Below are 20,436 nucleotides of genomic sequence, written 5' to 3'. Positions count from 1 at the left end.
TCCTATTTTTATATATTGTTTGTTGAATAAAGTTTTATTGGTTTTAGTTGTTTTTCTAATAACTCTTTAGTTATTTTTGGTATTTTAGACAAAACCGAGTCTATTTTACAGCAACTACTTAAGAGTTTTCTACTTACAGTTGCAAATAAAATCCCAAAAAAACTAAAATATTTTTTTATATTCTTAACCATTTTTTCCTCCTTTATAAAATTTTTATATTAATGATGTTGCATATTGTGATTTTTATCTTCACTTATATTCATATGATTAATCATTGTAGAATCTGGATTTACGATAAATATAAATCCCTTATACATAGTAAAAAGTCCAAAAACTATTACTAAAATAGAAGCTAGTTTCATAAAAATATTTCTTAAATTTGATTGTTTAAAAATTCCTACAAAAAATCCTAATACAAATAGTGCAGGAATAGTACAAAGCCCAAATATAAACATAATAAAAGCACCTTGTAAAGCACTCGCAGTACTAGCAGCTGTTATTGCAAAAACATATACAAATCCACATGGTAAAAATCCATTCAATATTCCTACTAAATAAAAACTAAAAAATGAATCACTAGATATTACTTTTCTAAATATTTTTTGATAAGTTACAGATTTTGAAAAAGAGTGTTCAATTTTTGTAAGAAATTTTAACTTTCCTAAAAGAGAAAATCCTACAATGACAAGTAAAATTCCTGTTAAAAAAAATAAAAAACCTTTTGTTATAGAAGAAAAAGCTACAATTGAACCTAAAAATCCAAAAATAGCACCTAAAAAACTATAAGATGTAACTCTTCCAAATCCATACATTAAATGTGCAATAATTTGTCTTACTTTTGTATAATCATCTTTTATTTTCGAGCTTGAATATGCTACTACTATTCCACCACACATTCCAATACAATGTCCGAAAGAACCTAAAAGTGCAATGCTAATAATAGATATTAAGCTAAATGTTTCCATATATAAGCCCTTAGAAATTTAAAAATAATCTGTGATTATATAGATTTTGGCATAAAAAAAGGCTTTACAGAGGGAAAACTGTAAAGCCCGATATATTATTCAATTCATTTCAAAAAAAGTATAGGATACTAAAAAACATTGTATTTAGTAGTAGGAGGATTCAATACAAATATCCTATGAAAGAATTATAATACTTCTAATATTAAAATAAGATAAAATTTGTCCTATTTTGAAAAAAATGTTTTAACTTTCTGTTTATCATATAAATATTATAATGTTTTATTAAATATTTTAGGAAAATTTTATGAAGTTAATAATTTTTGATATGGATGGAACACTTTTAGATAGTGGTTATTCTATTGCTAATACAGTGAATTATGTAAGAGAAAATTTGGGATTTGAACCAATGCATAAAAATTATATTTTAGAAAATGTAAATGATCCAAACATAAATAGTGCAGAATTTTTTTATGGAACAAAAGAGTTTACAAAACATCAAGAAGAGCTTTTTAAAGATTATTATAACAAAAACTGTTTGACTGATTTAGTATTATATGACGGAATTAAAAATCTTTTAGACAATCTAAAAGGTGAGTTTAAATTTGCAGTTGCTACAAATGCAAATTCAGTTTATGCAAATAAAATGCTAAATCATCTTGAAATAAATCACTATTTTTCATCTATTTTGGGTTACAACGATGTAGAAAAACCAAAACCAAATCCAGATATGATAAATAAAATTTTAGATATACATAATATCAAAAAAGAAAATGCTCAGTTGGTTGGTGATTCAAAAAAAGATATTATGGCTGCAAACAATGCTGGAGTTGATTCTATACTAGTAAATTGGGGTTTTTCTAATTATGTAGATGAAGCTATCGAAACAGTTTATGAACTAGAAGATAGAATAAAAGCTAAATTCTTTAAATAGAAATTAGCTTGTATTCACCCTCTTTTAAATCATCAACTTTAAAATCATAAAAACTTACCCTATGTAGCTTTAAGACTTTATTTCCTACATAAGCAAACATTCTTTTTACTTGATGATATTTACCTTCTACTATTTCTAATCTTGCTAAATTTGGATTTATAATTTCTAGTTTTGCTGGTTTAAGTGCTTTTTCTTCACCTTTTAAAATCATATCTCCACTTGAAAATATATCTATAATATCTTGAGTTAAAAGTTTTTCTAAATTTGCTTCATATATTTTTGGAACACTATTTTTAGGGCTTGATAGTTTATGATTTAATTCTCCATCATCAGTTAATAAAATAGCTCCTGTTGTATCAATATCCAATCTTCCAATAGTTGATATTTTTGGATTTCTGTTTTGCCATCTTTGTGGTAAAAGTGAATATATCAATTTTCCAGCATCATTATGAGAACAAATATATCCATCTGGTTTATGAAGTAAAATAAGCAATTTTTCATCATCTAATTTTTCACCATTTACACTGATTTCACTATGATTTGCTTTTATTGAAGTATTAAAAACCCTACTTTGGTTTATACAAACATCATTCATTTTTAAAAACTTTTTTGCTTCACTTCGTGAACAATACCCCAAACTTGATAAATATGCATCTATTCTTTTCATAACTTTTCCTTTAAAATTTGGATATTAGCATTATTGATATAAAATACAAATATGAAACTACTAGATAAAAAACATAAAATTTGGCTTTTAGATGAAAACAACTTTGATTTTCCAACTTTAGATATGATGAATGATGATTTAGTTGCTATTGGTGGAGATTTTCACCCTCAAAGAGTTATAAATGCTTATGAAAATGGCTTATTCCCTTGGTTTATAGATGATTATGGATATATAAACTGGTATAGCCCAAATAAAAGAATGGTTCTATATCCAAATGATATGAAAGTGTCAAAAAGTCTTAAAAAATCGATACTAAATAAAGGTTTTGTAGTAAAATCAAATGAAAATTTTGAAAGAGTTATAAACTATTGTGCTAAAGTAAAAAGAAAGCATGAAGATAGTTCTTGGATAGATGATAACTTTATTAAAACATATACAAATTTACATGAACTGGGTATTGCTTTCTCAATTGAAACATATTTAGATAATGAACTTGTAGGTGGACTTTATGGGCTTTTGATAAATGATATATTTTGTGGTGAAAGTATGTTTTCTATTGTAAGTGATGCTTCAAAAGTAGCTTTTTATCATCTTTGCCAACAAGCACAACAAAATGGTATAAAAATGATAGATTGTCAAGTTTATAATCCACATTTGGAAAGCCTTGGAGCTTATGAGATAAGCCGTAAAGAGTATTTTAAGATTTTAAAATCTTAAATATTTGATTTTTTACCAATTAAAATAAGTGATATTTTTCTCAATAAAAATAGTATTTTATATAATATTTTTGAAAAAATATTGTCATATTTGAAGAAAAAATGCAATTTTCCTAAAATTGTATTTTTATTTACAATACTATTTAAAAACTCTAAAGCTTTTGAACCTTGATACACTTTATCGTTCGAAATAACTATAAATCCATCATTTATATCAAAATTTGTATCATTTCTTTCTTCTCTTGCATTTTTTAATATAAGCTCATATCTATCTTTTAATTTCAAAAAATTTACATAATTATCACAAAATGGGCAGTCTTTATCATAATATATAACTATTTTATCTTTTTTTATCATTATAATCTTTCAAATTTTATTGTATAATCCCAGCAAAATCTCAACAAAAAGGATATTTATGAAAAAAATTATAGCATTTGTGTTATTAATCAGTTTAAATATTTTTGCTAATGATATTGAAAAAGCTGATGAAGCTTATGAAAAGCAAGATTATAAAACAGCTATTGAATACTACACAAAAGCGACAAATAGTACAGATTTAGTTACAAAACTTGATGCAATGAATCAATTAGGATTTATATACGATAATGTACAAGTTCACCAAGGTATAACTCCAAATTTAAAATTAGCTTATGAATGGTATAAAAAATGTGCCGATTTAGATGATGCACAATGCCAATTTAACATAGGTAGTATGTATGATGAAGGTCATGGAGTCGAACAAAACTATTCAATAGCGATGAATTGGTATTTAAAAGCTGCTGAACAAGATTTTATTGATGCACTTTATAATATAGGTTTAGTGTATGAAGTAGGAAAAGGAACTAGAAAAGATATTCCTGAAGCTATAAAATGGTACTCAAAAGCCGCAGCTTTAGGTGATGTTGAATCTGCACAACTGGTAAATGATTTAAAAGCTACTTTAAAATAAAAAATATTAAAAAAAATAGTATCAAACTTTAAGTTATTAATCTAAATAGTGGATTGTAAATCCACTATTTATGATATTTTTTCTATAAAAGCAAAATTATTCTTTACTTTTAAAACTTTTATTTTTTCTCCATCTTTCAAAGTTTTATCATCAAAATTTGGTTCAAGTTCCCAAAATGTACCTTTGAAAAATATCTTTCCTTGTTTAAACTCTCCAAAACCACTCTCATCAAAAAAATTGTCTTTTACTTCTCTTTGTGACTTTGAAAATCTAGCTAAAAGTTTTTTTCTAAATAAAAATAGAAAAATCAAAGACAAAATAGAAACTAATGCTATTTGCCAAATAGCACTCTCAAATGGATAAAAAAAGCTTAAAACTCCAACTATTATAAATCCTAAACCAAACCAGATAACTACAAAAGAGTATAAAAATATCTCTAAAGTGATTAAAGCAATAGCTATTGCAAAAAGTATATAAAAATCAAATGCACTAAGAGTTATTAGTGTTTGCATTGCTTATTCCTTTGAAAAATGAATCTCCTAAAACAGATGTTGAACCAATCATAGAAGTTACATCATAAGGCAAAATCATCTTATCTGTTGAGTTACTTTCAGCCAAAGCTTTAAATGCAGCAACTCTATCTTTTGCCAATAAAAACTCAGCCGCTTTTTCATTTTCACTCATTGATATATTTATCAATCTCATAGCTTCTTGCTGACCAGCTGCCACTTTTTCTTGCTCATATTTTTTTGCATCTGCCATTCTTTCTATTGCTTCTGCTTTTAAAATTTCACTTTGTTTATATGCTTCTGCTTCTCTTATTTGTGCTTCTTTTTGTGCTTCGGCTCTTGTTTGAATAGCTCTTTTTTCTCTTTCAGCTTCCATTTGCATATTCATAGCCTTTTCAATCGATGGAGGAACTGAAATATCAGCTATTTCAACTCTTGTTACTTTTATTCCCCAGTTTGATGCTGCACTTCCTAGTTCTGTTTGAAGTTTTGCATTTAATGTTTCTCTATTTGACAAAGTATCATCTAAATCCATTCCACCAATTTCTGCTCTTAAAGTTGTCATAGCAAGATTTGCAATCGCATGTTTAAAGTTCATAACATTGTAAGTTGCCTGAACAGCATCATCAACTTTACAAAAAACTATTCCATCAATAGATATATTTACATTATCTTTTGTAATAACAGATTGTCTTTCAATATCAACTAATTGTTCTCTTGAAGTCAATGTTATTCTTACTTTATCAATAACAGGGATTATCAGGTGAAATCCACCGTGTAAAACCTTGTGAAATTTTCCAAGTCTTTCAACAACATATAAATCTGCTTGAGATACTATTTTTACACCTTTTGATATTATTACTATCGCAAAAAATATTATTGTAATAGCAAATATTATGCTCTCTTCCATCTTTAGCCCTTTTTTATAAATTTATATATTATAGTTTAGTAAGAATTAAAAATAGTTTTTATTATAAATTTATAGATAATTAACACTTATTTGAAATAATTTTACAAATTTCAAAAAAAGGAACATTATGAAACAAAAATTATGTTATTCAATAATACTTTGTGGGTCTTTGTTTTCAAATGAAACTACAACTTTAAATACTGTAAGTGTAGTTGAAAAGTCAAATTCAAAGCTTATAAAAGATATTAGCAATGAAGAGTTAAAAAGTGCAGATTTATCAGAAGCTTTGATGAAAAGTTCTCCAAATATTTCAATTGTAAGAAGAAATGGTATAGCAAATGATATTATTTTAAGAGGACAAAAAAAAGACAATATAAATGTTTTAATCGATGGTACAAAAATATATGGAGCTTGTCCAAATAGAATGGATCCACCAACTTCTCATATTGTTACAAACAATATTGAAAGTGTAAAAATAATTGAAGGTCCTTATGATGTTGAAAATTTTGGAACTTTAAGTGGATTAGTGCAAGTTAAAACGATTGAACCAAAAGAGGAAATAAATGGTGAAATAAACCTAAATACTGGAAATTTTGGATATAAAAAAGTAAATGCAACTGTTAGTGGGGGTAATGACAAAGTAAAAGCTTTGATTTCGGCTTCTATTGAAAAAAGTAAAGCATATAAAGATGGAAATGGTGATAATTTTTTAGAACAACAGATAAAAAAAGGTGTACCAACGGCTAATCAATATAGAGATGGAAATATTGATGCTTTTGAGAAAAAAAGTGTTTTATCAAAACTTCAATTTAATCTAACAGATAATCAAGATTTAAAACTATCATATACAGCAAATAGAAGTGATGGTATATTATATCCAGCAGGACCTATGGATGCAGATTATGATGATAGCGATATTTATACTATTGGATATACTATTAGAGATTTAGGGTTATTTTCAAAAGAGCTTAATTTAGATTATTACTACTCAAAAGTTGATCATCCTATGAGTGGTCAATTAAGAAACGGTGGAACAATGCCAACTTATATGACAAACCACTTAAAAACTTCAATTTGGGGAGCAACGGTTAAAAACTCTTTAGAAGTTGGTGACTCTTTAATAACTTTTGGACTTGATACAAGTAAAAGAAATTGGGAAGGAGGAATGTACTCTACAAATAGGAACACTGGTGTAATTACTCCAAATCCAACTATGAATAAAATGTATGATACAGATACTACAAATAAAGCAATTTTTGTAAAAGCTGAAAAATCATTTGGAAATTTAGATATAGAATCAGGACTTAGATATGATTATACAGATATAGAAACTCAAAGACCAAACATAGATGATAAAAAATTTATAGCTTTAAATGGATATATTTTTGGTACATACAATATAAATGAACAAAACAAAATCTTTGCAGGTATTGGTAAATCTTCAAGAGTTCCAGATGCTAGAGAACTATATCAGCAAACTGCATCTTCAAACCCAAATTTAGATCAAACAAAAAACTATGAAATAGATTTTGGATATGAAGCAAATATTGGAAACTTAAATATAAAACCAAAGATTTTCTACTCAGAGCTAAAAGATTATATTTATAATAGTGGCAAATTTGAAAATATTGATGCAAAAATATATGGAGCAGATATTAGTGGATATTACTACTTTACAGATGATTTTTCATTTGATTTTGGTCTTGCTTACTTAAAGGGTAAAAAAGATGGAAATTATAGTGGAAATGATAAAGATTTAGCAGAAATTCCACCACTAAAAGCAAATCTAGCTTTAAACTACCAATACCAACAAGCAAAATTTAAAGCAGAAGTAATAGCTGTTGATAGATGGAAAGATTTTGATGAAAGTGCAAAAGAGCAAGAGTTAGCTGGATATTCTGTTGTAAATTTGAAATATTCTCAAGAGTTATTTAAAAACTTTGAATTAACTTTAGGAGTTGATAACTTATTTGATAAAGTTTATAATTCAACAAATACTTATCAAGATGTAAATTATGTAAAAATTGGACAAGATCAAATCTTATTCAATGACCCTGGTCGATATGGATATGTAAATTTAAAATATAGTTTTTAAGCTATATTTTAAATTATTATATTAATTAATAAAAAATTAACACTTCGTTTATATAATAAATCAAATTTTTAGTAAAGGAATTTATTGTGAAAAAAAAGAGAATTGTTTTATGTCTGGCTTTATGTACAAGTTTACTCTTATCAGAAGAGACGACTACTGACAAAAAGGGAACTACCATTTTAGAAAAAATAGAAGTTGTTTCTATTGTTGAATCTGACAATCCATTAAAAATTATAACGGATCCTAAAAATCCAATTCAACCAATTCCAGCTAGTGATGGAGCTGATTTTTTGAAAAACATTCCAGGTTTTTCTGTTAAAAGAAAAGGTGGAACAGATGGAGATCCAATATTTAGAGGAATGTCTGGTTCTAAACTTGGAATATTTTCTGATGGGCAAGAAGTATATGGAGGATGTGGAGGAAGAATGGATCCACCTACAGCATATATTTTTCCTGAGTCTTATGATAGTGTAGTTATTACAAAAGGTCCTCAAACTGTGTTAGCAGGTTCTGGTTTTTCCGCTGGTATAGTCCAATTTGAAAAAAAACCTAAATATTATTCTACTCCTGATTATGATATATATTCTTCTTTAAAACAAGGAAGTTTTGGACGAAGTGACCAATTTATTGATATTAGTGGAGGAGGTCCTTTAGGATATGCTCAAATAATTGCAACTCGTTCTCATTCAAATAATTACAAAGATGGTAAAGGTAATATTGTAGATTCTGAATATACAAGATGGAATACAAGCCTTGCATTAGGATGGACACCAACAGATGATACTACTATTGAGATTTCAGGTTCAAAAGGGGATGGAGAAGCGAAATATGCCGATAGAACAATGGATGCTTCAAAATTACTTAGAGAAAATATTTCTTTAAAAGTAATAAAATATAACATTGCAAAAAATATAGGTAAAGTTGAAATGCAAGTTTATAGAAACTATGTAGATCATATCATGGATAATTATTCACTAAGAGAAGCTCCTATTAGTCCTATGACAGGTAAAAAAGCATATTCTGGAATGAATCCAGATAGAACAACAATTGGTGGAAATATAAAAGTTACTACTGAAATACCATCTCTTTTATTAACAAATGTATCTGGTATAGATTTTAAAGAAGATGAACACACAGCAAGAAGTTCTATGGGACAAGCATCTTCTTCTTTAGCAAATAGCGGTATGAGTTCTGCATCAAGACAAACTGACTTTGATTTTTCTCAAATTGGATTTTTTAATGAATCTACACTTGATATAAATGAAGATAATAGAATCATTGCTGGGCTTAGATTAGATAAACATGAAGCAATTGATAAAAGAACAAAATTTGGAATGTTGATTTATAACAACCCAAATTATAATCAAAAAGATAAAGAAAATCTCATAAGTGGATTTTTAAGATATGAAAAAGACATCCCAGATTATGGTTTAAAAACATATATTGGATTTGGACACTCTGAAAGATTTCCTGATTATTGGGAAAGAACAAAATATAACCTTGAAGGTATAAATAATTCAAATAAAGCAAATCCAAATGCGATAACATCAATCGATATTCCAGAACCTGAAAAAACAAATCAAATTGATATTGGGGCTAGTTGGACAAATGGAGATTTAACAGCTTCAGCTTCTATGTTTTATAGTAAAGTTGATGATTATATATTAAATAGATGGTTTGATAAAAATGGAAATCCAATGACTGTTCCTTATATGATGGGAACAACATCATACACAACAGTATCTAATATCGATGCAACTATTTATGGTGGAGAATTAAGTGCAAGTTATCAAATAACAAGCGATTATAAAATTATAGGATCATTAACACATGTTATTGGGAAAAATGATACAGATGATAAACCTTTAGCACAACAACCACCACTAGAAGCCAAACTATCTGCTATTTATGACAATGGAGAATATTCAGCTGGTATACTTGCAAGATTTATCTCAAAACAAGATAGATACGACATTGGAGCAGGAAGTATAGTTATGAATGGAGTTGATAAAGGAGAAACTCCTGGTGCAGCAATTTTCTCTATAAATGGTGGGTATAAATATAATAAAAATGTTTCACTTTCTTTTGGAATAGACAATATTTTTGATACAGCCTATATGGAACATTTAAGTAATTCAGATATTTCAAGTGCTACAACTTTTATGGCTCAAGAAAGAATATATGAACCAGGTAGAAATATTTGGTTTGAACTAAAAACTAAATTTTAAATTAAACTATCCAGATAAAACTAATATTTTAGTTTTCTGGATAGATTTTTTTAGTTATTTAAATAATTTCTATATTTTTAATTTTTTATAATATTTTTTAAATTTAGTATTATGATATTTCCACTCTCTTTTGAATTAATATTTATAGAAATTTTATACTTATCACAAAATTCTTTTACAACTGTTAGCCCTATTCCATAACCTTTATTCAAAGAATTTTCTTGAAAATATCGCTCAAAAACTAACATAATATTTTCAGGCAAGATAGCAACACCATCATTATAAACAGATAGAATTTCTCCTTTTTGCTCTATTCTTATATATGGTTTTTCTTTAGAATTGTATTTTATAGCATTTGATATCAAGTTATCTAACACTATTATAAAACCATAATAATCGCAATAAATAGTAGGATTTTCTATATTTATATCCAAAGTTATCTTCTCAAGTTGTTCTTCAAATTTTTCAAGAGAATTTTTAAGTGCATCTTCAAAATAGAACTCTTCTAAATCAACTTTTTCTAACTCTTTTTTTAACTCATATTCCATATTGTTATACAATTTTATTAGATTTTCATTTGCTTGTTTTATTCGTTCAACTCTTTTGACATTTTTTTCATCTTTTAGATTTCTCAATAAATCTAAATTCAATTTTATAGTAGAAACAGGAATATTTAGTTCGTGAAGAGTATTTTTAATAGTTTTCTTTATCTTTTCTTCACTTTTAAAAATTGGTTCTAAAATCTCTTTGGATAATAGTAGAAAAAGTATAAGTTCAAATAATATAAAAAATAGATAAACCAATATATTTTGTGAAAATAACTCTATTTCAAGAATTAAAAAATAGTACAAACCAAAAGTGATAACTTGTGATATAAAAAAAACTAAAGATATTGAAATAAAAAAATATATTTTTTTAAAGTTCAAATTTATAGCCAATAGATTTAATATTTTTTATACAATCTTTACAATCAAGTATTTTTTTTATTTTTGCTACATATACTCGAATAGAACCTTCACTATAATGTTCTGATACATTCCAAAGTCTTTGTATAATCATCTCTTTTGTTACAATTTTGCCTTTATTTTCTAAAAATATCAAAAGTAATTCAACTATTTTTTGTGGTATTTCTAAATCTACTTCATCTTTATAAACTCTTTTTTCTACGGGGTCAATTTGAATATTATTTTTAAGTTTTATAACTTTTAAATTTTTACTAAATCTATTTACAATAGCTCTTATTTTAAAAAGAAGTTCATCTAAATCAACTGGTTTTTTTATATAGTCATCACAACCATTTATATACGCATCTTTAATTACATCTTTATCTTTATATGAACTTATAAATATTGTAGGTGTCAAATCTTGGCTATCTCTTAAATCTTTTAAAAGTTCTATTCCATTTTGTCCAGGAAGATTTATATCAAACAAATATAAATCATAATTTTTTTCATAGTTAAAATCCAATGCTTCTTTTGCACTTCTTGCTAAATCAACAACATAATTCTGCTCTGTTAAGATATCTTCTAAAGTATTTGCAAAAAGGATATCATCTTCTAATACTAAAATATTAGGCATTTTCTTTCTCTTTCTTTTTACCTTTTTGTCTAGTTAATTTTGAATATTTTTGTTTGATTTTTTTTCTTTCTTTGATTTCCATTTGAACATCTAAAGAGTCTGTACTTTTTATCCCTTCTCTTTTTTCGATTGGAATTTTACCTTTTAATTTAGGATTTAATTTAAAAAATTCTTCTACATCTATGTCAAAAACTTCACCCTTATTATGAAGTTCATCTTTCTTTGGATAACTTATAATATAACACTCGCTAAAATCATGCTCCACCCTTCCACCATAAGATATTGTTCTTAAAATATTAAACTTTTTTATAACAAAAAGCATAACAAAAATAGAGATTATTATGATGTAAGTATCAGTTGTATTCATTCCAACCCTTTACGCTTTTTTATATCATCAAATATCTGTTTATACTTAAAATTATCATCAAAAATTTTATCTTTATACTCAATAATAAAATCTAGTTTTTCTTGAGTAGTTTTATTTTGTGTTTCAACTCCAAATATTTTCATAAACATCCATAAAGGTACACCTTTTTTAGCTGAAATTTCATATTTTTCAAGTTCATTTCTAATACTTATATAACAGTAGTTATCATACCATTTTCCATTTAACTCTATTTTCCACATAGAGCCATCTCCAAAAGTTGCTTTATAATCATCATCTTTTTCTAAAATAAAATTAATAGTTGATAATTTCTCTTTTGCCAAATTTATCTCAATTTGATACTTTTTATACATAGTTTTATTGCTTTCTTAAAAAATATAATTTTGCCTATAATTCTAACAAAATATTGCTTATTAATATTAATTGATTTTTAGATATAATCTTCGCATTTTACAAATAATTTTAAGGAAACAGATTTGGTAAAAAATATTTCTATATCTTTGCTTTTAATACTTTTAGGGTATGTAGTTGTTGTTTATGAAAACTTTACTGTTATTTTAAGTGGTATTGCCATTTTTATAATAGGTATGTTTTTTATGCAAGATGGATTTAAACAACTTTCAGGTGGTATTTTAGAAAAACTTTTACAAAAGTTTACTAGCAATACTTTATATGCTATTTTAACTGGATTTTTATCAACTTCAATAGTTCAAAGTTCAACTATTATATCTTTAGTTGTAATATCTTTTTTAAGTGCTGAACTACTAACTTTAGTTCAAGGTATAGGGATTATCTTTGGTTCTAATTTAGGTAGTACAACAACAGCTTGGATTGTTTCAAGTTTAGGAGTTGATGTTAAAATTTCTGCTTATGCTTTTCCTATGATTGTATTTGGAGTAATATTAAGATTTTTTAAAACAAATGCATCAAAAGGTACGGGAAATGTACTTTTAGGTTTAGGTTTTATCTTTTTAGGTATTGCATATATGAAAGATGGTTTCGATGTGATGAAAAACTCTATCGATTTAGCTTCTTATGCAATGGATGGATATTTAGGGATAGTAATATATATTTTAATAGGTATCGTTGTAACAGTAGTAATTCAATCAAGTGCAGCAACTTTAGCTATTGTTATTACAGCTTTAAATGCTGATAGTATAACTTATATAAATGCTTTAGCTTTAGCTATTGGAGCAAATGTTGGTACAACTTTAACAGCTATATTAGCATCATTTACTTCAAATGAAAATGGGAAAAGAGTTGCATTAGTTCACTTTATTTTCAATATTGTGTCTGCTATATTTATAACTATCTTTATATTTAACTTTAAAGATTTAGTAGATTTCTTAGCTCCATATTTAGGAATTAGTGATAAAAACTATGGTATGAAACTAGCCCTATTCCACACTATTTTTAGTGCAATTGGAATTTTACTTTTAACTCCATTTATTCCATTGTTAGTAAAATTATCTGAAAAACTTATCAAGAAAAAAGTATCTTCAGCTTCAAAACCAAAATATCTTAATACATCAGCTATGCAAAATCCTGATGCTGCTTTAGTTTCTATTAGAAAAGAGATCATAAATCTATATGAAAACTGCCAAAAAGCTATGCTTCATGCTCTAAGTTTTCATACAACAAATCTTACAAAAAGTAGTTTACAAGAACAAATTTCAAAAGATTTTACAATAATTGATACAAATTTAGATGAGATTTATCAAACAAATTTAAAATCTCTTTATAGTGAAATTATTCAGTATTCTTCTTTTGCTCAAGAAAATATGTTTGAGTTTCAACATACAGAAATTGGTGAATTAAAAAGAAGTGCTTCTTTGATAGTTGAAGTTTTAAAAGATACAAGAGATATTCAAAAAAATGTTAATTTTTATCTAAAAAGTAAAAACGAATATATAAAAGAAGAGTATAATATCCTAAGAAGAGAAATTGCTGAAATTTTAATAGATATCAATACATTATCAATTTTAGAAAATGATGCTGATAAATTGACTCAACTTGAAGTTATAAAAAATGAATTAGCGCAAAATGACTTAGCAAGTAGTGAAGAAATAGATGCATTGATTAGAGAAGATAAGATAAAAGCAACAATGGCAACATCATATATGAATGATAGTGCAACAGGTTACTCTATACAGAAAAAACTTGTTGAAGTTGCAAATATTCTGTTTATGCACAACGACTTATTAAAACAAATAGGAGAAACAAATGAAACTAAGTAAAATAGTAGAAAAAATCAAAAAATACCTAAAAAAAGATGATTTAAAAAAGTCTCAAGAAGAAAAAGTTTTAAAAATAATTGAAGAGTTAAAAGAAAAAAGATCAAAGATCAAAGAAGAGATAAAATCTTTAGATATAAAAGAGATAAATAAAAAAGATGAGCTTGAAAAAAAACTTCAAGCTATTGCTAAACTAATCAAAAAAAGTGAAGCTCTTATTTGATTATTTAAAGTTTGCGAAGTTTTGTCTTAAAGCTTCGTAAGCTATTATCGATACAGAATTCGCCATATTCAAACTTCTTGCATTATTTGTCATAGGTATAGTTATACAAGATTCTTGGCTTTTATTTAAAATACTTTGTGGCAATCCTGCATCTTCTCTTCCAAAATAAAAGTAATCCCCTACTTCAAATTTTTCTTCAAAATATACTTTTGTTGTTTTAGTTGTAGCAAAAAAATGTCTTAAAGAAAATGGATTCTTATCCCAAAATTCTTCTATATTTTCATATTCATAAACTTCTAAATCAAACCAATAATCAAGTCCAGCTCGACGAACCTCTTTTTCAGTTATTTCACCAAAACCATAAGGTTTTATCAAATGAAGTTTACAATTTAGTGCAAAACACAACCTTCCAATAGTGCCTACATTTCCTGGAATTCTTGGTTCATGAAGTACGATATTAAACATTATAAAATCACCGTTTTATTTCTGTGAACAAAAACCCTATCATTTAAAAGAAGTTCAAAAGCATTTGATAATACAACTTTTTCTACATTTCGACCAGCATTTCTCATATCTTCCCAAGAATAACTATGATCAACTCTTACAACATCTTGATAAATAATTGGTCCTTCATCTAAATCATTTGTTACATAATGAGCTGTTGCTCCTATGATTTTAACCCCTCTTTCATATGCTTGTTTATAGGGATTTGCTCCAATAAACGCTGGTAAAAATGAGTGATGAATATTTAAAACTTTTCCACTAAATTTTTCTACAAAATTTGATGTTAGAATTCTCATATATTTTGCTAAAACTATAATATCTGGATTAAATTGAGATATTTGTTCTATCATTTTATTTTCGTGTTCATCACGGCTTATATTCTCAGCACTTACACAAATAAAAGGAATATCAAACTTTTCAACCAAACTTTTTAAAGTATTGTGATTTGCAATAACTGCTTTTATATTTGCATTTAATTCACCTGATACATAACGAATAAGCAAATCACCTAAAACATGGCTCTCTTTTGTAGCCAATAAAACAACATCTTTTTTTGTTTTTTTATTTAGTTTTATCAATGAACCTTCAGGTAAAACCTCTTTTAGTTCTTTTAATAATATATTTTCAGAGATTTTTCCACTCAAAACACTTCTCATAAAAAAGTTTTTTGTTTCAGGATCTACATATTCAGCATTTTGCTCAATATTTATACTATTTGCAAAAAGAATTTTTGAAATATTATAAATCAAACCTTTCGCATCTTGTGTAGATATTAAAAGTATATATTGTTCCATTTTTATCCCATTTTGTTTACATAAAGTTTGGATTTTAACATTTTAAAGATTAATCCTTTATCATTATAATTCCTGCAAATCTTCCTGTGTTTTTGTCTTTTCGATATGAAAAATATGACTTATTTGAACATTTTGTACAAATATCGGATATTTCTATATTTGTTACTCCAATTTCAGATAAAAGTTTTTTGTTTATTCCTTGTAAATCGATATTTCTATTATTTACGAACTCATTTCCAAAAGAATTTTTTACAATCAAAGCTAATTCAGAACTTACTTCATAACAACATTTTTGAATACTTGGTCCTAAAATAACTTTTATATCATCTTTATTACAAGCAAACTTTTCTATCATCTTTTTTGCTGAAATTTGAGCTATTTTTAGAAAAGTAGAATTTCTTCCAGAATGAATAGCACAAACAACTCCTTTTTTAACATCAAACATTAAAATAGGAATACAATCAGCAACCATTACCATAAGAGGTAGATTTTTACAATTTGTGATGATAGCATCACAATCTTCTATCAATTTTGGAGAGTTTTCATCAACTTTTACTACATTATTTCCATGAGTTTGATTCATATAAACTAATTTTTCATAGTCATAACCCATTTTTAAAGATAATTTTTGCCTATTATTTATAACATTGTTTTTATCATCACCAGTATGAAAAGCTAAATTTCCATCTTTTGATGTTGTGAAATCATAAATTATTTTCATTTTTTCTTCTTTTTATTTGCTTTTGATATAATTTAGCCAAAATTTGTTTAAGGATAGGATTTTGAGTAGATTTGACGAAAGAGCAAAAGATTGGGATAAAAAACAGCTAAGTCATGATAAAAGTGAAGCTTGTTTGAATCATTTAAAAGACATTTTAGATTTTACAAAAATAAAAAAAATACTCGATTATGGTTGTGGAACTGGGCTTATAGCTTTTGAATTAGTAAATAATTCAAATGAAGTTTTAGGGCTTGATAGTTCAACTGGAATGGTAGAAGAGTTTAATAAAAAAGCAAAAAATAAAAATCTATCAAATATCAAAGCACTAAAACACGATATTTTAAATGATAACTTAGAAGAATATAGTTTTGATTTGATAGTTATTTCTATGTCACTTCACCATATAGAAAATCTTGAAATATTTTTTGAGAAAAGTTTTAAAGCACTAAAAAATGGTGGATATCTTTGCATAAATGACTTAGAAAAAGAGGATGGAACTTTTCATAAAAAACATAATAATGCTGGAGTTTATCACTTTGGATTTACACAAGAAGAGTTAGAACAAGAATCTTTAAAAGTAGGATTTAAAGAGTTCTTATATGAGAGAGTTTTTATTTATAAAAGAGATTATGGAGATTTTCCACTATTTAATTTTTATGCAAAGAAAGGTGAATAATGAAAAAGTTCTGTATCTTTGGTAACCCAGTTTCTCACTCAAAATCACCTCAAATGCAAAATGCAGGTTTTAAACATCTAAACTTTGATGCTCTTTATGAAAAACACCACTTAGAAAATGGTGATTTAATAAAAGAAGAGTTTCTAAAAAATGCTTATAGTGGAGCAAATATTACTGTTCCTCACAAAGAAAAAGCTTTTAAAAATGCTGATATTGTAAAAGGAATAGCACAAAAAATAGAAGCTGTAAATACTTATATTTTAGAAAATGATAAAGTTGTAGCATATAATACAGATGCACCTGGATTTTTAAAAGCTATTGAAAATTTTGGACAAATAAATAAGGTGCTAATATTAGGTGCTGGAGGAACAGCAAAGGCAATAGCTTTAGCTTTACAAGAAAAAAACATTGATGTAACAGTTTTAAATAGAAGCCAAGGGAAACTAGAGTTTTTTAAAAATCACAATATAAAAGCTTTTAATTTTGAAAATTTTAAAGTAGATAAATTTGATTTGATTGTAAACTCTACAAGTGCAGGACTAAAAGATGATTTGTTACCAGCACCAAAAGAAATCTTAGATGAGATACTAAATAAAAGTTCTTTTGCATTTGATTGTATTTATGGAAAAACTACTCCATTTTTGGCTCTTGCTAAAAGTTTAGATAATAAAATAAAAGACGGAGAGGACATGCTTTTGTATCAAGGTGTTTTAGCATTTGAATTATTTACAAATACAAAGGCTAATAATACGGTAGTTGAAGCAATGAGAAAAGGGCTAAGAGGAGAATAAATTCTTTTCTTATATACCCTATAGCTACCTTAATAATTTAATTTTATTACATTTCTTAATTTATTTAGAATCTTAACCATCGCCAAAGTATCGAGTTTGCAATACTCTAAAAGTGAGTTTCTAAGTTTTTGTTTTTCAGCTTCTTCAAGAAAAGCAAGCCTTACAAAAGTATTCATAGCTTGACTTCCATTTTGAACACCATCAAGTTCTTTATATGCTTTTTCAAACTCAGGTACAAGTACTGGTAAAACATATTTTATAGAGTAGCTTCCATTCATACGAGGGGTTACATACCATTTCTTTTGAAATGGAATCATTAAGTCTTGCATATTATCATTTATACTTAAAAGATGTTCACCAAACTCTTCAAATAGTGATGAGAGTCTTTTTATAACACCTTTTTCAAAACTCATGTTATAAGCTAATACAGTTACATCACTTGGAATATCTTCACATAGTCTAAGAGCAAGTTCATATCTACTATCAAGACTATCTTGTGCTAAATATTCTTTATGTTCCAATCTTCTATCTTCATACTCAATATGAAGTGAGTATTGAAATGGTATTTGTTCGTAAGCTTTTAGGCCTTTGTATAAAGGTATTGCTTGTTGATAGGTTTCAAAGTCTAAATGATATATTGGATAAGTTAGATTTTGCAAAAATAATTTGATATTTTCTATATCTATATATGTAATTTTTGATTTATAGTTTTCAACTGCTTGAGCTTGAATAGAAGTCATATCAAAGTCATGTGGAACATCAGCTATATTTATAATACCTCTACTATAAAGTTCAATTTGTTTTTTACTTCCAAGATTGAAAATATTAAATATAGAATAATCAGGTATTTGTCTTTGAACTTTCCAACAATACTCTTTTGCATCACATTCATAAGGATTATTACAATGTTTACCTATATCTATATTTGGTTCATTTTCTTTATCTTCTAAATATGTTTCAAACTCTTTTAAAATATTTGGAATATTTGATTGCATTGATTTAACATTATTTGTAACATCAACTATTTTAAAAAGTTGATTTATATCTAATTCATCACCTCTTGTATATTCATTATTTATATGAATTACATTTGCACTTTTTATTTTAAAACCTAAGTTTTTAAGCACATAATATTGAATAGATACATCATGTAAATATATATCTTTTACTTCTGTAGAGCTTTTGACTTCATAAATAGATACTTCATTATTTTGAATAGTTAAAATATCTACCATTACTAAAATACCAAAGAAATTAAATGTAGCTTCATAGATAGTTTCTACTTTCTCATCAAGCCACTGTTTTGTGGTAGCTATCATCTCATCATAGTTTTTTGAATATGAGACTTCTTTTCCATTTGGAAAAAGCTGACAAGCAAAATCTCCTACTATGTTTCCAGTATCAAATACGGCAAGAGCTGATTCATCTGGTGGTGTTAATACACTTGGCTTATATTTTTTAAGCCAAAGTGCTTTGGGGCATTGAATGCCTTTTGTGTAGAGAGATTTAGATAGGTTCATTGTATAAATGCATAATTATGCTTATATATTTTTCGTAAATGTGTTTCATCTTTAGGACTATTGCCTATTCCAAAATAGAAATCTCTTATTATTCTATCCATTTTAAAGTTTTTTAGACCACGATATAATTGTTTAAAACCATAAGTAGGATAAAGTATTTGTGCACATAATTGTATGTTTTCATCTAAAAAGTCTCTTGTTTGGACAATTACTTTCCCTTCTTGTATCCTAAACCTTGGATCAATATCACGTCTAATTAAATCGCAAATATAATTTACAGCTCGAGTTAATTCTAAAACTAAGTCTTGAACCAACAAAACATGAAATTGATACTCTTCATATAACTTATTAAAAACTCTTTGATCTTCATGCCATTCTTTTTTATGAAATTTCTCTGTATTATAATAAGAATGCAAATGTATGGAGTGCCTATGAAATTGAGTTATAAAGTCTTTTAATATTAAATCAAAATTAAAGAAAGAATTTTCCAACTCAATATATCTTTGAGGCCAAAACCGTGTAAAATTATATTCATTTAATAATTCTAAACTATTATTTACTTCAAGATAAAGAGAAGGAGAATCTGTATTCAATAAATAATAAGTCCACTCCTTCCAATGGTTAAGATATATAAACTTTGTCCAATTATCAATATATTCAGAATAAAATAAATCATCATCTAACTTTTTTTTATCTTCAAATGTAAACTTTGAAAAAACCCAGTTTTCATGTTCTTTTTTCATATTTTGTAGTTTTTCAACTGTAAAAAGAGCTAAATTGGATTTATCATCTATAATAGTATGATGATCTCCACACATCAAAATAAGATTATCATAATCATCAATTTTATTAATATCAAAATTTTTATTACCCCTTGGACCATCAGGACTTTGAGCAATGATATGACACTCTTCACCAATTATCGAATGATTATTTATTTCTGAAATATTTACAACTAATTCTTTTTTACAATCTGGCATTGCACATCTATTACCTGATTTACCCCAAAGCATTTTACGAGTTTTTGATGTAATACCCAT

24 protein-coding genes are annotated in these 20,436 nt (G+C 26.5%); 9 read left to right on the top strand and 15 right to left on the bottom strand.

The window, feature by feature from the left end:
* Window positions 1–8: 8 nt before the first annotated feature.
* Entirely contained in the window at window positions 9–191 is a 183-nt protein-coding gene (locus ACNSOS_RS00750; RefSeq protein ID WP_418185553.1) for a hypothetical protein, read from the bottom strand.
* A gap of 27 nt (window positions 192–218) precedes the next feature.
* Entirely contained in the window at window positions 219–965 is a 747-nt protein-coding gene (locus tag ACNSOS_RS00745) for a sulfite exporter TauE/SafE family protein (protein ID WP_418185552.1), read from the bottom strand.
* Window positions 966–1,269: 304 nt separating this feature from the next.
* Here ACNSOS_RS00745 and ACNSOS_RS00740 point away from each other — a divergent pair, with 304 nt between their 5' ends.
* The gene (locus ACNSOS_RS00740) at window positions 1,270–1,896 is read left to right on the top strand and encodes an HAD family hydrolase (RefSeq protein WP_418185551.1); all 627 of its coding nucleotides are present in this window, start codon (window positions 1,270–1,272) and stop codon (window positions 1,894–1,896) included.
* Here ACNSOS_RS00740 and ACNSOS_RS00735 read toward each other — a convergent pair.
* Window positions 1,889–2,563: a pseudouridine synthase gene (locus tag ACNSOS_RS00735; RefSeq protein ID WP_418185550.1), complete on the bottom strand. Its 675-nt coding sequence runs from the start codon at window positions 2,561–2,563 to the stop codon at window positions 1,889–1,891. The genes ACNSOS_RS00740 and ACNSOS_RS00735 overlap by 8 nt on opposite strands.
* Window positions 2,564–2,614: 51 nt before the next feature.
* Here ACNSOS_RS00735 and aat point away from each other — a divergent pair, with 51 nt between their 5' ends.
* Complete coding sequence (gene aat, locus ACNSOS_RS00730) at window positions 2,615–3,280, top strand: leucyl/phenylalanyl-tRNA--protein transferase (RefSeq protein ID WP_418185549.1); 666 nt, start codon at window positions 2,615–2,617, stop codon at window positions 3,278–3,280.
* On the opposite strand, the gene ACNSOS_RS00725 is transcribed toward aat, so the two are convergent.
* A complete protein-coding gene (locus tag ACNSOS_RS00725; RefSeq protein ID WP_418185548.1) occupies window positions 3,277–3,636 on the bottom strand; it encodes a DCC1-like thiol-disulfide oxidoreductase family protein in 360 nt (119 codons plus the stop codon). The genes aat and ACNSOS_RS00725 overlap by 4 nt on opposite strands.
* Before the next feature lie 58 nt (window positions 3,637–3,694).
* Between ACNSOS_RS00725 and ACNSOS_RS00720 the strand changes: the two genes are divergently transcribed.
* A complete protein-coding gene (locus ACNSOS_RS00720) occupies window positions 3,695–4,228 on the top strand; it encodes a tetratricopeptide repeat protein (protein WP_418185547.1) in 534 nt (177 codons plus the stop codon).
* A 68-nt stretch (window positions 4,229–4,296) separates the two neighbouring features.
* On the opposite strand, the gene ACNSOS_RS00715 is transcribed toward ACNSOS_RS00720, so the two are convergent.
* Window positions 4,297–4,740 carry an NfeD family protein gene (locus tag ACNSOS_RS00715; protein WP_418185546.1) on the bottom strand — a complete coding sequence of 148 codons (444 nt, stop codon included), beginning with the start codon at window positions 4,738–4,740 and terminating at the stop codon, window positions 4,297–4,299.
* On the bottom strand, window positions 4,718–5,647 hold the full coding sequence (locus ACNSOS_RS00710; RefSeq protein ID WP_418185545.1) for an SPFH domain-containing protein: 930 nt from the start codon (window positions 5,645–5,647) through the stop codon (window positions 4,718–4,720). The genes ACNSOS_RS00715 and ACNSOS_RS00710 overlap by 23 nt, the downstream gene beginning before the upstream one ends.
* Before the next feature lie 127 nt (window positions 5,648–5,774).
* On the opposite strand from ACNSOS_RS00710, the gene ACNSOS_RS00705 reads away from it, so the two are divergent.
* Window positions 5,775–7,742: a TonB-dependent receptor gene (locus ACNSOS_RS00705; RefSeq protein ID WP_418185544.1), complete on the top strand. Its 1,968-nt coding sequence runs from the start codon at window positions 5,775–5,777 to the stop codon at window positions 7,740–7,742.
* A gap of 86 nt (window positions 7,743–7,828) precedes the next feature.
* Window positions 7,829–9,970 carry a TonB-dependent copper receptor gene (locus ACNSOS_RS00700; RefSeq protein ID WP_418185543.1) on the top strand — a complete coding sequence of 714 codons (2,142 nt, stop codon included), beginning with the start codon at window positions 7,829–7,831 and terminating at the stop codon, window positions 9,968–9,970.
* Between the two features lie 77 nt (window positions 9,971–10,047).
* On the opposite strand, the gene ACNSOS_RS00695 is transcribed toward ACNSOS_RS00700, so the two are convergent.
* The 4 genes from ACNSOS_RS00695 to ACNSOS_RS00680 are packed head-to-tail and all read right to left on the bottom strand — an operon-like array spanning window position 10,048 to window position 12,286.
* Window positions 10,048–10,896 (bottom strand): sensor histidine kinase, encoded by an 849-nt coding sequence (locus tag ACNSOS_RS00695; protein ID WP_418185542.1) that lies wholly within the window; start codon window positions 10,894–10,896, stop codon window positions 10,048–10,050.
* Window positions 10,886–11,548: a response regulator transcription factor gene (locus tag ACNSOS_RS00690; RefSeq protein WP_418185541.1), complete on the bottom strand. Its 663-nt coding sequence runs from the start codon at window positions 11,546–11,548 to the stop codon at window positions 10,886–10,888. Before ACNSOS_RS00690 ends, ACNSOS_RS00695 begins: the two co-directional genes overlap by 11 nt.
* Complete coding sequence (locus ACNSOS_RS00685; RefSeq protein ID WP_113892738.1) at window positions 11,541–11,915, bottom strand: hypothetical protein; 375 nt, start codon at window positions 11,913–11,915, stop codon at window positions 11,541–11,543. The genes ACNSOS_RS00690 and ACNSOS_RS00685 overlap by 8 nt, the downstream gene beginning before the upstream one ends.
* Entirely contained in the window at window positions 11,912–12,286 is a 375-nt protein-coding gene (locus ACNSOS_RS00680; protein WP_113892741.1) for a hypothetical protein, read from the bottom strand. The genes ACNSOS_RS00685 and ACNSOS_RS00680 overlap by 4 nt, the downstream gene beginning before the upstream one ends.
* Before the next feature lie 123 nt (window positions 12,287–12,409).
* Between ACNSOS_RS00680 and ACNSOS_RS00675 the strand changes: the two genes are divergently transcribed.
* Entirely contained in the window at window positions 12,410–14,170 is a 1,761-nt protein-coding gene (locus tag ACNSOS_RS00675) for a Na/Pi cotransporter family protein (protein WP_418185540.1), read from the top strand.
* Window positions 14,157–14,390, top strand: coding sequence for a hypothetical protein (locus tag ACNSOS_RS00670; RefSeq protein WP_113909074.1), 234 nt, complete (start codon window positions 14,157–14,159; stop codon window positions 14,388–14,390). Before ACNSOS_RS00675 ends, ACNSOS_RS00670 begins: the two co-directional genes overlap by 14 nt.
* Here ACNSOS_RS00670 and ACNSOS_RS00665 read toward each other — a convergent pair whose 3' ends face one another.
* The 3 genes from ACNSOS_RS00665 to pgeF are packed head-to-tail and all read right to left on the bottom strand — an operon-like array spanning window position 14,391 to window position 16,409.
* Window positions 14,391–14,855, bottom strand: coding sequence for a tRNA (cytidine(34)-2'-O)-methyltransferase (locus ACNSOS_RS00665; protein ID WP_113892748.1), 465 nt, complete (start codon window positions 14,853–14,855; stop codon window positions 14,391–14,393).
* Window positions 14,855–15,688 (bottom strand): formyltetrahydrofolate deformylase, encoded by an 834-nt coding sequence (gene purU, locus ACNSOS_RS00660; RefSeq protein WP_113892749.1) that lies wholly within the window; start codon window positions 15,686–15,688, stop codon window positions 14,855–14,857. The genes ACNSOS_RS00665 and purU overlap by 1 nt, the downstream gene beginning before the upstream one ends.
* Window positions 15,689–15,737: 49 nt before the next feature.
* Window positions 15,738–16,409, bottom strand: coding sequence for a peptidoglycan editing factor PgeF (gene pgeF, locus ACNSOS_RS00655; protein ID WP_418185539.1), 672 nt, complete (start codon window positions 16,407–16,409; stop codon window positions 15,738–15,740).
* Between the two features lie 61 nt (window positions 16,410–16,470).
* Here pgeF and ACNSOS_RS00650 point away from each other — a divergent pair, with 61 nt between their 5' ends.
* A complete protein-coding gene (locus ACNSOS_RS00650; protein ID WP_418185538.1) occupies window positions 16,471–17,085 on the top strand; it encodes a class I SAM-dependent methyltransferase in 615 nt (204 codons plus the stop codon).
* Complete coding sequence (locus ACNSOS_RS00645) at window positions 17,085–17,876, top strand: shikimate dehydrogenase (protein ID WP_418185537.1); 792 nt, start codon at window positions 17,085–17,087, stop codon at window positions 17,874–17,876. The genes ACNSOS_RS00650 and ACNSOS_RS00645 overlap by 1 nt, the downstream gene beginning before the upstream one ends.
* A gap of 29 nt (window positions 17,877–17,905) precedes the next feature.
* Here the strand turns inward: ACNSOS_RS00645 and ACNSOS_RS00640 are convergent, their stop codons facing one another.
* Window positions 17,906–19,396 carry a DUF2779 domain-containing protein gene (locus tag ACNSOS_RS00640; RefSeq protein ID WP_418185536.1) on the bottom strand — a complete coding sequence of 497 codons (1,491 nt, stop codon included), beginning with the start codon at window positions 19,394–19,396 and terminating at the stop codon, window positions 17,906–17,908.
* Window positions 19,393–20,436, bottom strand: coding sequence for an HNH endonuclease (locus ACNSOS_RS00635; RefSeq protein WP_418185535.1), 1,044 nt, complete (start codon window positions 20,434–20,436; stop codon window positions 19,393–19,395). Before ACNSOS_RS00635 ends, ACNSOS_RS00640 begins: the two co-directional genes overlap by 4 nt.

It is taken from the genome of Aliarcobacter vitoriensis (assembly GCF_048320235.1).
In the GTDB taxonomy this organism is placed as follows: domain Bacteria; phylum Campylobacterota; class Campylobacteria; order Campylobacterales; family Arcobacteraceae; genus Aliarcobacter; species Aliarcobacter vitoriensis.
Note: the sequence above shows the minus strand (reverse complement) of the source record. Positions and strands in the feature narration are given on the sequence as shown.